The sequence below is a fragment of the bacterium genome (genome assembly GCA_035528375.1).
Taxonomy (GTDB): Bacteria; RBG-13-66-14; RBG-13-66-14; order RBG-13-66-14; family RBG-13-66-14; genus RBG-13-66-14.
Window position 1 is genome coordinate 1 of the sequence record DATKYS010000082.1, and the last position, 14,021, is coordinate 14,021.

Consider the following 14,021-nt stretch of genomic DNA (forward strand, 5'->3'; position numbering starts at 1 on the left):
GCCCGTGCCCACCCCCTCCCCCCTCTGGGGGGAGGGCGGGGGAGGGGGGTGTAGCTATTCCCCCCTCCCTCCGGGAGCGACGCGCCGACGGGGTCAAGGGTGAGGACTTCCGCCCAGCCCTTGTCCCTTTGGAGTTGAACAATACAACTATCCAAGCGAGCGGATAGGCGCCGATGCCCGTCGGGTTTAGAGTCGAGCTGCCGATCTACGAGGGGCCCATGGAGCTCCTCGTCGAGCTCGTCGAGCGCCAGGAAGTCGAGCTGGCCCAGGTGGACGTGGCGCTGGTCTGCGACGAGTTCCTGACCTACGTGGGCCGGGCGGGCGAGCTGGAGCTGGACCTGGCGGGCGAGTTCCTGGTCATGGCGGCGACGCTGGTGGAGCTGAAGGCCCGGCTCCTCTTCCCCCGGACGCCGGGCGATGTCGGCGAGAGCCGGGACGCCGCCTCGGACCTCCTGGAACAGATCGCCCTCTACAAGCGCTTCAAGGACCTGGCCGCGACGCTGCGGGAGATGGAGGCCGCCCAGCTCGAGCTCTTCCCGCGCGGCGCGCCGGCCGATTTCGCCGCCCTCCGCCGCCCGCTGGAATCCTCCGAGGACCTGGTCCTGCTGGTCGAGGCCTACGGCCGCCTTGTCCCGACCGACATGGACGAGGGCTTCCTGGCCGAGGAGAAGGTCACCATCGCCGAGCGGATGGAGGAGTTGCAGACGGTCCTGCTCGAGCGGGGTCGGGTGTCCCTGGGCGAGCTCATCCCGGACCGGCGTCGCCGGGAGTACGTGGTGGTGACCTTTCTGGCCCTGCTGGAGCTCGTGCGGCTGAAGAGGGTCCGCCTGGCCCAGGCCGAGCCCTACCTCCGCCTGTGGATAGTCCCCCCCGACGAGGCGCCGTCTTGAACGAAGATTCCACCCCTCCCCAGGAAAACCTGTTCGCCGGGCTGGAGGCGATTCTCTTCGCGGCGGACGCGCCGGTCTCCATCCACCGCCTGGTGCGGGCCTTGGGCCACCCCCGGAGCCGGGTCGAGGATGCGTTGAGCGCCCTGGGGCGGCGTTACGCCGAGAACGACCGCGGGGTGGAGCTGGTGGAGCTGGGCGGCGGCTGGCAGCTCTTCACCAAGCGCCGGTTCTCCCGGGCCGTGGAGAAGGCCCTGGGCCAGCCCCCGCGCAACCGGACCCGCCTCTCCGCCGCGGCCCTGGAGACCCTGGCCATCATCGCCTACCGTCAGCCCATCACCCGGGGCGAGATCGAGGCCATCCGCGGGGTGGACACATCGGGCACCCTGGCGAGTCTTTCCGAGCACAAGCTGATCGAGGTCTCCGGCCGCGCCGAGAGCGCCGGGCGCCCCAACCTCTACTCCACCACCGAGGGCTTTTTGAACTTCTTCGGCCTGCGGCACCTGGGCGAGCTGCCCCAGCCGGGGGCGGAGGGGGAGGTCCCGGAAGAGGGAGACGCCGTCCGCATCGCCATAGACGGTCCCGCGGGGTCGGGTAAGTCCACCGTGGCGCGGCTGGTGGCCTCGCGGCTGGGGCTGGTGTACGTGGACACCGGGGCGTTCTACAGGGCGCTGACCTGGCTGGCCCTCGAGCGCGGGACGGACCTGGACGATCCGGCGGCGCTGGTGGAGCTGGCCCGGGACGCCGAGCTCGAGCTCGAGGTGGAGGACCACACCGCCCGTCTCCTCCTCGGGGGTGTCCCCGTGGGCGCCGAAATCCGCTCCCCCCGGGTCACCACGGCCATCAAGCGCGTGGCCGACCTCCCGCCGATCAGAAACCTGGTGAACGGGCGCATCCGGGAACTGGCCCGGCGGCTGCCCGGCGGGGTGGTGGCCGAGGGCCGCGACATCGGCACCCTCCTCTTTCCCGACACGCCCCATAAGTTTTACCTGACGGCGTCGGTGACCGAGCGGGCGCGGCGGCGACTGGAGGACCATCGGGCCCGGGGCGAGGCCGTCACCCTCCCCGAGCTCGAGGCGCAGATAGTCGAGCGGGACCGCGCCGACTCCACCAGGCAGTACGGGGCGCTCACCCGGCTGCCCGAGGCCCTCGAGATAAACACCACCGGGATGACCATCCAGGAGGTCGTCGAGGCGGTCATCGGGGGGGTGGAGCTCCGCCGCGCCGAGCCGGCGTCCGATACGCCGGGGACCGACTGACCGTCCGGCACGGGGCTTGGCCTCGACCCCGAAACCGTGTTAAAATCAATTGTTGTCTTTCGTCACCCCAAATACCCAAGGAGCGACAAGATGCATAGGTTACTCTACGTGGTGCTGGCTCTGTCGTTCGCGCTCTTCCTCGTGGCCTGCGAGGAGGAGAAGCCCCAGGAGCCGGTCGAGCCGGTCGAGCCCGTCTTGCCGGCGGTCGTGTACGAGATGTCCGAGCTTGCTGCGACCCCCGTGGTCTTCAAGGAGCTCACCGGCGACTACGATCTCTTCGGCGACGCCGTGGAGGCGGGATTCACCGCCCTCAAGGACGCGAAGATAGAGGTCGTCAGCGACCCCTTCGGCGTCTTCTTCGATGATCCCGCGCTGGTGGCGCCCGATGAGCTGCGCTCCGAGGTCTGCTTCCCCGTGGCCGCCGACGTGAAGCCGCCCAAGGGTTACGCCTACAAGGTCACCGAGCCCTGCAAGGCCGTCATGACCACCTTCATGGGCGAGTTCACCGATGAGAACATGCCCGATTACGCCGCGCTCTACAAGTACGTCGCCGATCAGGGTCTCCTCGTCGCGGGTCCGATGCTCAATGTCTACCACTGGGGCTCCGAGGATCCCGCCGAGTACGTCACCGACATCTACGTCCCCGTGACGGAGCCGCCGGCGCCCGAGGCCGAGACGGCCGAAACCCCTGCGACCGAGCCCGCCGAGGAGCCGCCGGCCTAGCGGTCCGTTTAATTCGAGGAGGTTCCCGTGAGGATGGCCGTTGCTTTCGCGGCGCTCATGCTGTTCCTCTGCGCCGGTTGCGGCGACGACCAGCCCCAGCACGTGGCCTCACCCACCGGTGAGCCCGTCCAGGTCGAGGCCGCCCCCGAGGTGGTCCGCAAGAACTTGTCGGGCACCGGCGCGCTGGTCATGGCCGAGACGGGGGACTTCAACCTGTACCCCCAGGCGCTGGACGAGGCGCTGGCGGCTATCGCGGCCAAGGGCATCGAGCCGCTGGGCGACCCCATGGGAATACTCGACCCCGAGTCCGCCGGCCTCCCCCTCGCCGAGCGGCGGTGGGAGGTGCTGATCCCGGTTCCCAACGACACCTTTCCCCCGGTGGGGTTCACCTACCGGGACGTCGAGGGCGGACCGTCGGCCATGTTGAGCTTCAAGGGCCCCTTCAAGCGGGACCGCATCCCCCTCTACGAGACGCTCGATTCCTGGGTGTACGCCCACGGATTCGTGCCCGCCGGTCCGCCGATCGAGGTGTACCACTGGGGCGAGAACCTGCCCGAGGAGGAGCGCGTCACCGAAATCTACCTCCACATCGGCGAGCCCGGGGGTGAACCGGAACCGGCCGCCGAGCCGACGGGGGAGGGGACGGAGTAGCACGATGTCCGCCGGAGTAGGGTGGACCGGGCTCAGGCTGTAACGGGGTGGTGCGATATACTGCCGGGTGTAAGGCGGGCCGGGCTCCAGTTTGAGCGGGTCGGTTTGACATCCTGCCGGGTGCAGGGCCGGGCCGGCGACGAGACGGGAAACGCGGCTTGGTTTGACAAGGGTCAGCCGGACCGGCATCGCGGCGGGATTTGGCATGAATCGGCCGGGCCGGTGTCGGCCGACCCCGAGCCGGGACGGGGAAGCACGGCGTGATTTGACACGGACCAGCCGGGGTGGAACCGCTTCCGCCCCGGCTGTAACGTGATTCGAGACGGTATGGGCCGTCGTTTGCGCATCTTGTTCCTGTGCACCGGCAACTCCTGCCGCAGCCAGATGGCCGAGGGGTTCGCCCGGAAGTCGTTCGGCGACCGGGCGGAGGTGGCGAGCGCCGGCACCGAGCCCGCCGACCGCGTAAACCCCCTGGCGGTGGAGGCGATGCGCCGGCTCGGGGTGGACATCTCTTCCGCCCGGGCCAAGGGTCTCGACGGGCTGCCGGACCTGCGCTTCGATCTGGTGGTCACCGTGTGCGACCGGGCGCGGGAGGCGTGTCCCCTCCTGCCCGGGGCACGGATGTTGCGCTGGAATATCCCCGACCCCGCCGCCTTCCACGGCTCCCCGGACGAGAGGCGGGAGTTTTTCGCCCGGACGGCCGACGACATCCGGGAGCGCGTCGAGGGGCTGGGCGCCGAGCTCGGCCTGGCTGACCGGGGGAAATCCCCCGTACCCGAGGTTTTACGTTGAAGGTCGCCATCACCGGCCCCGACGGGCTTTTAGGAACGGAACTGGTCCGGGAGTGCATCGCCGCCGGTGCCACCGTGGACCCGCTCCTGGAGTCCGAGTGCGACGTGACCGACGCCGATGCGCTGCGCAGGCGCCTGGGGCGCGTCTCGCCGGAGCTGGTCATCCACGCCGCCGCCTACACCGACGTGAACGGGGCCGAGGCCGATCCCGACCGCGCCTACGCGGTGAACGCCTTCGGCACCTTCCACGTCTGCCGCGCCGCCGAGGCGGTGGGCGCCCGGGTGGTTTACATCTCCACGGACTTCGTCTTCGACGGCTCCCTGGGGCGTCCCTACGCGCCCGACGACGAACTTCGGCCCCTCCAGGTGTACGGGCGGACGAAGCTGGCCGGCGAGCTCTACGTCCAGGGGCATCCCCCCGGCGGGCTCGTCGTGCGCACCGGCTCCCTCTTCGGCCCCGGCGGCGCGGGGTTCCCGGACAGATTCTGCGGGCAAGCCGCGACGGGCGGGCCGCTCACCGTCGTCAACGACCGGTGGTGCAGCCCGACCTACGCCCCGGACCTGGCGAACGCCGTCGTCGTCCTCGCGGGAAAGGCCGACTCCGGCGTCTTTCACCTGACCAACACGGGCTCGGTCACCTGGTACGACTACGCCCTGCATCTGGTGGACGGCCTGGGGCTCGACGTCGAGGTCGTTCCGGTGGGCGCGAAGGAGTACGCGGCCCCGGCGCCCCGTCCCGCCAGGATCGAGCTGGACCGCTCCGCCGCCGCCGGGCTGGACGTGGTGATGCGGCCCTGGGACGAGGCGCTCGCGGACTATCTGGACCGGTGCGGCGACCGGCTGCGCAGGAGCGCGGGGCGGGAATCCGGTCCGCCTCCCAGTGGCGGGGGGCTGGATGGGTGAGCTCGAATCCTACGCGGCGCGGGTGAGGCGGCTGGTGGACGACCGGCTGCTGTCGCTGGCTGCCGGCGACGACCCCCGTTGCGCCAAGCCCCACGCCGCCGTCAGGCACACGGTGGAGGCGGGCGGCAAGCGGCTGCGCCCCGTCCTCTTTTTCGCCTCCTGCGAGGTCTGCGGCGCCAGGCCCGAGCCCTTCCTCGACGCGGCCTGCGCCGTGGAGCTGGTGCACACCGCCAGCCTGGTCCTCGACGACCTGCCCTGCATGGACGACGCGCAACTGCGGCGCGGACGACCCACCCTCCACGTGCTCTACGACGAGGCGACGGCGGTGCTGGCCGCGGTGGCGGAGCTGATGGCCGCCTTCGAGCTCATCGCGCGCTGCCCCGGCATCCGGCGCGATTCCCTGGCCCGCGACATGGCCGCCGAGCTGGCCCGCGCCGTGGGCCTGGACGGGATGATAGCCGGACAGCAGCTAGATCTGGACTCGGTGGGCCGGCGGCTCTCCACGGACGAGATGGAGTTCGTCCACGCCCGCAAGACCGGCGCCCTCTTCACCGCGACCGCCCGCATGGGGGCCCTGGCCGCCGGGGCCTCGGAGCCCGAGATCCAGGCCCTGGATGCCTATGCCAAGAACCTGGGCCTCGCCTTCCAGATCGTGGACGACATCCTGGACGCCACCGCCACCGCGGAGGAGCTGGGCAAGGACGTGGGCAAGGACGCGGAGAAGCCCACCTTCGTCCACCTCTTCGGTCTGGAGACGAGCCGGACCGTGGCCGGGGAGCTGATCGCCACCGCCAAGGGGTCCCTGGGGGTTTTCCGGCGCGGCACCGCGGTCCTCGGAGAGCTGGCCGACTTCGTCCTGGCGCGGAAATCTTGACAGTTCTCCGTTTCGCTGCTATATTATCTTAACGCGGGGGCGATGCGGTCGAGCCGGGAACCCAGACCCTCCCCCGGACGTAATTGAAAAGCCCCGGGAAGCGAATGCTTCGCCGTGGGTTATGGTCGCGGCCCGGAAAAGCCGCCGGTCAGCGGAGGACTCCCATGCACAAGGCCATCATCCCAGCGGTCATACTCGTCCTTTTCGCCGGCCTCGGCTGCGATCTGTTCAGCATCCCGCCGGGCGGCGGCGGCGACGACCAGAGCGAGTGGCAGGACCCGCTCACGCCCCGGGCCGTCATCGAGGACATCCAATGGTGCTACAACAACGCAAACGGACCCTTCTACGGGACTCTCCTGGACCACGACAATTTCGTCTTCTACTTCGATCCGTCGGACGTGGGCGGTGATCATGATATCCCCATCTCCTGGACGTACCAAGCCGAGACTACGGCCACGCAGAACCTCTTCATCGCCGTGGGCGCCGCAAACATCACCCTGACACTGGATTTCAGCGACAGTGGTGACACCGAGCCCGGTCCCTATGACACCTCGTTCGATATCTCCACCGTGAAATACTTCCTCCGCGTGGTCGTAACGGAAGAGGATATAATCTATCAGGCCAATGAACAGGCCAATTTCGAGCTCTCCAAGTTCCCCGACGACAAAGGCATGGATCGCTGGTGGCTCACCAAGTGGTGGGATTTAAAAAACGGTTGATCTTCCCGATTTGAAAAAAGACGGCCCGCGGGCCGTCTTTTTTTATCGCGCGGCGGGGCGCCGGTCAATTGCCGATGTCCCACCACTTCCAGAGCCACCACCGCGGCTGACCGCGCCAGAAGCCGTCCTTCCGCGTGAGGAAGTTGGCGAAACCGTCCGCCCGGTACGTCACGTCCCAGGTGACCACGGTCAAGAGGTAGTCCACGCCGTTCAAATCCCACACCTCATCGCCCGGTCCCGGCTCCCGCTGATCCCCGAGGTCCATGTCGAGCGTGATGGCCCCTTCGTCAACGGAATCGAAAAGGTTCTGCGTGGCCTTCAGCTCGTCGTCGTAGCCCCAGGAGGACGGTGTGCCGCTGTCATGGACGTCCCGGGAGTCGAAGTAGAAGGTGAAGTCGGGGTCGAGCATGTCCGTGTACCAGTTGATGTCCTGGTTGTTGTAGGCCCACTCGATGCCCCGAATGACGCCCGCGGGGCTCGTCGGCTCGGGCGGAGGGTCGGTCGGCGTGGTCCCGGGAATCTCGCAGATGCTGAATATGCTCAGCAGGGAGACCTGGGAGATGAAAAGCGGCAATGTTCGGCCCGGAATGCGTCTCATGGCGCCTCCTTCGGTTCACTCATTCAACGTGCGCGAAGGGGGAACGCTCGGGGCATGGGGTCTCCTTCTCAGGGCAGTTCGAGGCGCTCGAAGCCGACGAGCACCAGCAGCCGCCAGCAGGGTCCTTCTCCCGGATTTTTCGCCGCGCGGAAATCGAAGCGGCCTGCCACGGCGTAGGTCATGTCCCCGATGAGGACGCGGAGGGTGTAGGCCACGTTGTTGATGATGAATTCCGTGTCGCCGGGGTCGGGCTCGGTGTCCCCGCATTCGCTTGTGTCCAGTGTCAGGTCAATATCGCCCTCGCCGCAGGCGGCGCAGAGCTCGGCGAAGTAGGCCAGTTCCTCCTCGCGGCCCCACTCAAGGTGCTCCGGTCTCCCGTCCTGTTCTCGGTCGAGGATGTAGGTGAAGCCGGGGTCCAGGATTTTTGCGTACAGCGCCTCGTCCTGGTGGTCGTAGCACCACTCGAAGGTTTCAACCAGGCCGAGGGGTGTGTCGGGCTTTGGGGGCTCTTCGGGGGTGGTCGTCGGGCTCAGGCAGCCGGCGCCCAGCAAGAAGAGGGCGGTCGGGAGCACGTAAAACGTCCCGCGTCGCATGGCGCCTCCTCCATTTCTTCGCCTCGTCTAACTGTTCTCGTCACCGGTCGGGGCGATGGAAAAGGCGCTCAGGGCACGGGACCGTCCTTCTTGCGGGTCCGGAAAGGGGCGGGTCGAAGGGAGGAGTATTTACCTTCGATACGCGGTTTTTCCGGGAATGATTCCCAAGGTAATTATATACGGTCGGGATTCAAATCCCCAGCTCGAATCGCCCCTCACCCTATGTTGCGATGATGTAGGGCGGCCCCGTGGGATGCATCCCCTGCGGGCCGCCGCGAATTGCGGTGAAGTAGGGGCCGACCGACGGCGCGCCGTTCGGGTCGCCCCTACGGGTTTGATTCGATGATGCTCGTAGGGGCGGGTGTCCACACCCGCCCGCCCCCCTCCCTGGTCCTCCCCCAGAGGGGGGAGGGGAATAATTATTCTCATGCCCCGCGGGGCCGGGCGACCTCGTCACCGCCGGTCTTCCGCAGCAGGAGCATCGCCAGCGCCGCCAGGAGCGAGGTCGCGGCCAGCAGCAGAAATACGTTCTCGAGGCCGGCGTTCTGGGCCACCCACCCCCCGACGGACCCGGCCAGGGAACCGAAGCCGAAGTTGACGGCGCTGGCCAGGCCGTAGCCCTTCCCGCGGTGTCGGGCGGGCATGAGCCGTCCGACGATGCTGTTGGTGATGGGCTGGGTGGAAAAGACCGCAGCCGCCATGCCCACCGAGATGAAAAGGGTCCACCATCCCCCGGCGAAGCGCCCGCCGAGCCCCGCGACGCACGCCGCCGCCGACAGCCAGGTCGCCGAGCGCAGCGGCTTCTTCCTCTCCGCGAGGACGCCCCCGGAGAACTGGCCGAAAACCCCGCCCAACAGCATCACACCCGCGGCCAGGTTCCCCAGCACCTCCTCGGTCATCCCGGCCAGGTGCAGGTTCTCGCCGAAGAAGAGCGGCATGAAGACGACCATCCCCTGGTAGCTGAACCCGAGGAGGGCCGCGGCGGTTACGGCGAAGGCCATCTGCGCCCAGCGGCGGGGTGGGGGCGGCTCCGTCGGCGGCTCGGCGGTGTGCGGCTCGGCGAGCGCCAGGGGCCGCACGGCCAGCCACTGGTAGCCCAGCACCAGGAGCGGGACGACGGCGTAAAGCCCGAAGAGGTAATGCCAGCTCGCCACGGCCAGGATTCCCGCGCCGATGAAATTCCCCAGGGCCATCCCGCCGCTCCCGGCGATGCCGTGGTAGCCCATCCCCCGGCCGTCCTGGAGGAGGTTGGAGCTCACCAGCGTCAGCCCCGCGGGGTGGTAGAGCCCCGCCGCCAGGCCCAAAAGCGTGACGCCCACCGCCAGCATCACCAGCCCTTCGGCCAGGGCGGTTACCAGCGCCCCCAGGGCGACGCCGCCCAGGCAGATGTACAGCGTGCGCCGGGGCCCGATGCCGTCCACCAGGAACCCCGCCGGCAGCGCCCCCAGCCCGAAGCCCAGGTACGAGAGGTTCGCCAGCAGGCCGTACTCGAAGGTGTCGAGGTGGAATTGGGATTTGAGGAGGGCCGCCGCGGCCGGCAGCGCCAACATCGCCGCGTGCGTCACCCAGTGCCCCGCGGCGGTGAGCGTGATGACCCGGCGTTCGGTGGGGTTGAGCATGGTTTTCATGGAGTCGCGCGACGTGTGAGGTATACCAGTAAAATGGGGCGGGGTCAACGGGGCGGCGGTTGTCAACCGGTAGTCGCTGTGGTAGCATCGCCGGGCGGGGCCCCTCTTTTCTTTTTATTGAAAACAGCGTCAGTTCGAGGTGGGAGTTGCCCGACGAGACCCTGGACCAGGTCCGCCACCGGCGGGAGAAGAGGCGGCGCTTCGAGGAGGCCGGCCTGCCGCCGTACCCCGCGCGCTCCCACCGCGACCGGACCGTCGCGGAGCTTTTACAGGGTTTCGACGCCATGGAGGGCTCCGAGGCCGAGTTCGCCCTAGCCGGCCGCCTGGTCGCCCTGCGGGGCCACGGCAAGGCCACCTTCGCCGACCTCACCGATTCCTCGGGCCGCGTCCAGCTCTACTTCAAGCGCGACACGCTGGGGGAGGAGTCCTACGGGCTGGTCGGTGAGCTGGACCTGGGCGATTTCATCGGGGTCCGGGGCCGGGCCATGACCACCCGCACCGGCGAGCCCACGGTGGCCGTGACCGCCTGGACGCTTCTGGCCAAGAGTCTGCGGCCCACGCCCGTGGTCAAACAAACCGAGGACGAGGAGGGGAAGGCCGTCCGTCACGACGCCCTGGCCGACGTGGAGCTCCGTTACCGGCAGCGGTATCTGGATTTACTGCTGAACCCGGAGAGCCGGGAGCGGTTCCTGGCGCGCACGCGGCTGACGGCGCTCGTCCGGCGCTTCCTCGACGAGCGCGGCTTCCTCGAAGTGGAAACCCCCGTGCTCCAGCCGCTCTACGGCGGGGCGGCGGCGGAGCCCTTCACCACCCACCACAACGAGCTGGACATCCCGCTCTTCCTGCGCATCGCCGACGAGCTGTACCTCAAGCGGCTCATCATCGGCGGCCTCGAGCGCGTCTACGAAATCGGCAAGGACTTCCGCAACGAGGGGATGGACCGGACCCACAACCCCGAGTTCACCCAGTGCGAGCTGTACCAGGCTTTTTCCGACTACCACGGCATGATGGCGCTCTTCGAGGAGCTGCTGAAATTTCTGGCGGTGGAGCTCACCGGCGGGACGATAATCACGTATCAGGGTAAGGAAGTGGACTTCTCGAAGCCCTTCCGGCGGCTGCCGGTTTTGGAGGCGATAAAAGAGCGGACGGGGGTGGATTTGGGCCTGGAGCCGGGGCGGGAGCTCAACCGCGGCGCGGCGTTGAAACTGGCTGAAAAATACGCCCTGGAATACCCCGACCACGCCCCCACGGGCAAGATAATAATGGGGGTCTTCGACGCCGTGGCCGAGCCGCTCTTGCAGGACCCGGTCTTCGTCCTGGACTACCCGGCCGAGGTGAGCCCCCTGGCCAAGACCAAGCCCGAGGACCCCCGGCTGGCCGAGCGCTTCGAGCCCCACGTCGCGGGCCTCGAGCTGGGCAACGCCTTTAGTGAGCAAAATGACCCCGATATCCAGCGGCAGGTGTTAGAGGCCCATGCCCGTCAGCGCGCCCTGGGCGACTCGGAGGCCGCGGTGGTGGACGAGGATTTCCTGCGCGCCCTGGAATACGGCATGCCCCCCACCGGCGGCCTCGGCATCGGCCTGGACCGACTCACCATGCTCTTCACCGACGCCCCGAGCATCCAGGACGTGATACTGTTCCCGCAGATGCGACCGAAGTAGACGGTTTTCGACGGAGACTCTGGACGGGCGGTCGCCGGTGGGGAGCCGCGTGAGGCGGTGGCACAGTTTTATGCGCCACTGAGGCCGGCGGACGGATTTGCGCTGGGGATTCGCAAAAACTGTGCCACCGCCGGCGCGAGCAAGTCTCGTAAAAACATGGAGTTATGCGGAGGTTCCCGACGTTCGTTCCCGTGAGTCACGAGCGGTCGAGGGCGGTTGAGCCCGATTCACACGGATGAAGCCGAAGGTGTGATGGAGATGGGCGAGGAGACTTTCGTCCCGGCGAGGGAGCGTCAGCGGCGGCGGGCAGTGGAGCTCCGCGGGAAGCTGCTGGCGGCCCTGCCGCGCCTCGTGGCCCGACGGCCGGAGCTGGTGGTCCTCTTCGGCAGCGTCGCCCGGGGGCGGGCCTTCGACGACTCCGACATCGACGTCCTGGTGGTGCTGGAAGGGGTCGAGGGGAACCCGCCGGAGAGGGCCCTGGTCGTCTGGAAAATCCTCGACGTCCACGAGGTGGTCAACGCCTTCGTGCTCACGCCGGAGGAGTTCGCCCGGGCGCGGGAGGAAAGCCCCCTGGTGCGGACCGCCCTCGCGGAGGGGGAGGTTTTATACGATGCGCGAGATGCCTGAAGAGAGAGGCCGATACTGGCTGAAAGAGGCGGAGAGTAACATGTCGCTGGCGCGGTTGGTCGCCGAAAGGGAGTATTACTCCTTCGCCTGTTTCCATGCCCAGCAGGCGGCGGAGATGGCCCTGAAGGCTTTTTTGGCGTTTCGGGGCGAGGTTGACATGCGCACGCATTCGCTGCACCGGTTGCTCGCCGTCGTGGGTAGGTACGATGATGAAGCGTCCCGTCTGGATGAATCGGGCCGGGCGTTGGAGGAATACTACACGGCCACCCGCTACCCCAACGGCATCGGCACCGGGGCGCCCAGCGACTACTTCAACGAGCGCCAGTCCCGCGAGGCCCTCGCGGCGGCCGGCGAGGTGCTCGGCTTCGTCAAGGAACGGATTTAAGCCATGCTGCCCGAGGTGGAAGGACTGCCCCCGCTGGTGACCGTCGCCCTGGTCCTGGGCGTCGTGGCGGCCTTCATCGGCCTGGTGCTGCTGTTCACGCGGCTGGGGCGCTTCGAGCTCGCCGTGGCCTTTCGCTACCTGCGCACGGGACGCAAGGGGTTCCTCCGCGTCGTCACCTGGATCAGCGTGAGCGGCATCGCCCTGGGCGTGGCGAGCCTCCTCGTCGTGGTGAGCGTGATGGAGGGGTTGCAGGAGAACGTGCGCTCCCGGATTCTGGCCAACAACGCCCACATCATGGTGGTGGACTACCTGCGGCGTCCCATCGCGGACTGGCGCCCGCTCCTGGAGGAAATCAAGGACACCCCCGGGGTGGTGGCCGCCTCGCCCGCCGTGTACCTGGAGGGGATGCTGGTCAACCGCTCCAACACCGTCGGCGCCGTCTTCCGCGGTATAGCCCCCGACTCCGAAGCCGAAATCACCAGACTCCCCGACCTGGTCATCGAGGGCGACTTCACCTTCCGGCCCAAGGACTACACCGGCGTTCTGCGCGACGGCGAGGGGCCGTTGTCGGAGTACGACTCACCCGACGGGATGGACACGGTCCACGGGGTGGTGCTGGGCAAGGAGCTGGCCTACGAGCTGGCCGCCGTGGTGGGCGACGAGGTGGTCCTGGTGATGCCCACCGGCGAGTGGGACCCCCTGACCCCCATCCCGCCCAAGATGAAGAAGCTGCAGATAACCGGCATCGTCTCCACGGGGATGTACGAGTACGACGCCCAGCTCGCGTACATAGACATCGGGCTGGCGCAGGAGTTCATGAACATCGGGGACAAGGTGACGGTCATCGAGGCGCGGGTCCAGGACCCCTTCGCCGCGGCGGAGGTGGCGGACGCGCTCAACGAGAAGCTGGGCGGCGCCTATCACGCCCGGGACTGGTCCCAGATGAACGAGCGCCTATTCGCCGCCCTGGAGATGGAGAAGTTCGCCATGTTCCTGGTGGTCATCATCGTGGTCCTGGTGGCGGCCTTCAACGTGGTGAGCAACCTCATCATGCTGGCGGTGGAAAAGACGAAGGACATCGGCGTGATGCTGAGCTTCGGGGTCAAGCGGGGCCAGGTGAGGGGGGTTTTCCTGACCGTGGGGCTGGTCCTGGGCGGCCTGGGGACGGTGGTGGGCGGTGCGGTCGGCGCCGTGCTGGCCTGGCTCCTGGAAAAGTACAAGTTCATCCACCTCTCGGCGGAAATCTACAACATGGACCACCTGCCGGCGGTGGTGAGCTGGGGCGACGTGGTTTTAATCGGCGCCGTCGCCATGGTGATAACCCTCCTGTCCACCCTGTACCCCGCCTGGCGGGCCAGCCGGCTCGATCCCCTGGAGGCCATCCGCTATGAGTGAGGCCGTGCTGGTGGCCCGTGGGGTGGAGCGCTTCTTCCAGGACGGCGAGCGCCGCCTGGAGGTCCTTCTGGGCGTGGACCTCGACGTGGCCCCCGGCGAGACGGTGGTGGTCGTCGGGGCGTCGGGCACCGGCAAGAGCACGCTGTTGCACATCCTGGGGGCGCTGGACCGGCCCTCGGGCGGCCGCGTCCGGATCGGCGACCGCTGGTTCGACGACCTCTCGGTGCGCGAGCTGGCGCAGGTGCGCAACCGCGAGGTGGGCTTCGTGTTCCAGATGCACCACCTGCTCCTGGAGTTCAGCGCGTTGGAGAACGTGATGCTGCCGCT

General features: G+C 68.1%; 16 protein-coding genes. 13 read left to right on the forward strand and 3 right to left on the reverse strand.

What is annotated here, in order from left to right:
• The first annotated feature begins 173 nt into the window (after nucleotides 1-173).
• The 8 genes from VM054_06545 to VM054_06580 all read left to right on the forward strand — a co-directional run bounded on the left by VM054_06545 (nucleotide 174) and on the right by VM054_06580 (nucleotide 6,807).
• Nucleotides 174-890 (forward strand): segregation/condensation protein A, encoded by a 717-nt coding sequence (locus tag VM054_06545; GenBank protein ID HUT98718.1) that lies wholly within the window; start codon nucleotides 174-176, stop codon nucleotides 888-890.
• Nucleotides 887-2,146 (forward strand): (d)CMP kinase, encoded by a 1,260-nt coding sequence (gene cmk, locus VM054_06550; GenBank protein HUT98719.1) that lies wholly within the window; start codon nucleotides 887-889, stop codon nucleotides 2,144-2,146. Before VM054_06545 ends, cmk begins: the two co-directional genes overlap by 4 nt.
• A 90-nt stretch (nucleotides 2,147-2,236) precedes the next feature.
• A complete protein-coding gene (locus tag VM054_06555) occupies nucleotides 2,237-2,869 on the forward strand; it encodes a GyrI-like domain-containing protein (GenBank protein HUT98720.1) in 633 nt (210 codons plus the stop codon).
• A gap of 33 nt (nucleotides 2,870-2,902) precedes the next feature.
• Nucleotides 2,903-3,520: a GyrI-like domain-containing protein gene (locus VM054_06560; protein ID HUT98721.1), complete on the forward strand. Its 618-nt coding sequence runs from the start codon at nucleotides 2,903-2,905 to the stop codon at nucleotides 3,518-3,520.
• A 339-nt stretch (nucleotides 3,521-3,859) separates the two neighbouring features.
• On the forward strand, nucleotides 3,860-4,312 hold the full coding sequence (locus VM054_06565) for an arsenate reductase ArsC (protein ID HUT98722.1): 453 nt from the start codon (nucleotides 3,860-3,862) through the stop codon (nucleotides 4,310-4,312).
• Complete coding sequence (gene rfbD, locus VM054_06570; protein HUT98723.1) at nucleotides 4,309-5,214, forward strand: dTDP-4-dehydrorhamnose reductase; 906 nt, start codon at nucleotides 4,309-4,311, stop codon at nucleotides 5,212-5,214. Before VM054_06565 ends, rfbD begins: the two co-directional genes overlap by 4 nt.
• Nucleotides 5,207-6,088 (forward strand): farnesyl diphosphate synthase, encoded by an 882-nt coding sequence (locus tag VM054_06575; protein HUT98724.1) that lies wholly within the window; start codon nucleotides 5,207-5,209, stop codon nucleotides 6,086-6,088. The genes rfbD and VM054_06575 overlap by 8 nt, the downstream gene beginning before the upstream one ends.
• 164 nt (nucleotides 6,089-6,252) lie before the next feature.
• Nucleotides 6,253-6,807 (forward strand): hypothetical protein, encoded by a 555-nt coding sequence (locus VM054_06580; GenBank protein HUT98725.1) that lies wholly within the window; start codon nucleotides 6,253-6,255, stop codon nucleotides 6,805-6,807.
• 64 nt (nucleotides 6,808-6,871) lie between these two features.
• On the opposite strand, the gene VM054_06585 is transcribed toward VM054_06580, so the two are convergent.
• From VM054_06585 to VM054_06595, 3 genes are all read right to left on the reverse strand, one after another.
• Nucleotides 6,872-7,405, reverse strand: a complete 534-nt coding sequence (locus VM054_06585) for a hypothetical protein (protein ID HUT98726.1) — start codon at nucleotides 7,403-7,405, stop codon at nucleotides 6,872-6,874.
• Nucleotides 7,406-7,473: 68 nt separating this feature from the next.
• On the reverse strand, nucleotides 7,474-7,998 hold the full coding sequence (locus VM054_06590) for a hypothetical protein (protein ID HUT98727.1): 525 nt from the start codon (nucleotides 7,996-7,998) through the stop codon (nucleotides 7,474-7,476).
• Between the two features lie 425 nt (nucleotides 7,999-8,423).
• Nucleotides 8,424-9,626 (reverse strand): MFS transporter, encoded by a 1,203-nt coding sequence (locus VM054_06595; protein HUT98728.1) that lies wholly within the window; start codon nucleotides 9,624-9,626, stop codon nucleotides 8,424-8,426.
• 146 nt (nucleotides 9,627-9,772) lie between these two features.
• Here VM054_06595 and lysS point away from each other — a divergent pair, with 146 nt between their 5' ends.
• The 5 genes from lysS to VM054_06620 all read left to right on the forward strand — a co-directional run.
• Nucleotides 9,773-11,287, forward strand: coding sequence for a lysine--tRNA ligase (gene lysS / locus VM054_06600; GenBank protein ID HUT98729.1), 1,515 nt, complete (start codon nucleotides 9,773-9,775; stop codon nucleotides 11,285-11,287).
• 216 nt (nucleotides 11,288-11,503) lie between these two features.
• Nucleotides 11,504-11,914 (forward strand): nucleotidyltransferase domain-containing protein, encoded by a 411-nt coding sequence (locus tag VM054_06605; protein ID HUT98730.1) that lies wholly within the window; start codon nucleotides 11,504-11,506, stop codon nucleotides 11,912-11,914.
• Nucleotides 11,898-12,299 (forward strand): HEPN domain-containing protein, encoded by a 402-nt coding sequence (locus VM054_06610; protein HUT98731.1) that lies wholly within the window; start codon nucleotides 11,898-11,900, stop codon nucleotides 12,297-12,299. The genes VM054_06605 and VM054_06610 overlap by 17 nt, the downstream gene beginning before the upstream one ends.
• A 3-nt stretch (nucleotides 12,300-12,302) precedes the next feature.
• On the forward strand, nucleotides 12,303-13,694 hold the full coding sequence (locus VM054_06615) for an ABC transporter permease (protein ID HUT98732.1): 1,392 nt from the start codon (nucleotides 12,303-12,305) through the stop codon (nucleotides 13,692-13,694).
• Nucleotides 13,687-14,021 (forward strand): ATP-binding cassette domain-containing protein (locus tag VM054_06620; protein ID HUT98733.1); only part of this gene is annotated, 335 nt, incomplete at its 3' end. The genes VM054_06615 and VM054_06620, both read left to right, overlap by 8 nt.

Bases quoted from the DNA above. Each gene is read 5' to 3' on its own strand.
- VM054_06545 (HUT98718.1), top strand. From the start codon at position 174: ATGCCCGTCGGGTTTAGAGTCGAGCTGCCGATCTACGAGGGGCCCATG.
- VM054_06610 (HUT98731.1), top strand. From the start codon at position 11,898: ATGCGCGAGATGCCTGAAGAGAGAGGCCGATACTGGCTGAAAGAGGCG.
- VM054_06590 (HUT98727.1), bottom strand. From the start codon at position 7,998: ATGCGACGCGGGACGTTTTACGTGCTCCCGACCGCCCTCTTCTTGCTG.
- VM054_06615 (HUT98732.1), top strand. From the start codon at position 12,303: ATGCTGCCCGAGGTGGAAGGACTGCCCCCGCTGGTGACCGTCGCCCTG.
- VM054_06575 (HUT98724.1), top strand. From the start codon at position 5,207: ATGGGTGAGCTCGAATCCTACGCGGCGCGGGTGAGGCGGCTGGTGGAC.
- VM054_06555 (HUT98720.1), top strand. From the start codon at position 2,237: ATGCATAGGTTACTCTACGTGGTGCTGGCTCTGTCGTTCGCGCTCTTC.
- VM054_06595 (HUT98728.1), bottom strand. From the start codon at position 9,626: ATGAAAACCATGCTCAACCCCACCGAACGCCGGGTCATCACGCTCACC.
- VM054_06560 (HUT98721.1), top strand. From the start codon at position 2,903: ATGGCCGTTGCTTTCGCGGCGCTCATGCTGTTCCTCTGCGCCGGTTGC.
- VM054_06585 (HUT98726.1), bottom strand. From the start codon at position 7,405: ATGAGACGCATTCCGGGCCGAACATTGCCGCTTTTCATCTCCCAGGTC.
- VM054_06580 (HUT98725.1), top strand. From the start codon at position 6,253: ATGCACAAGGCCATCATCCCAGCGGTCATACTCGTCCTTTTCGCCGGC.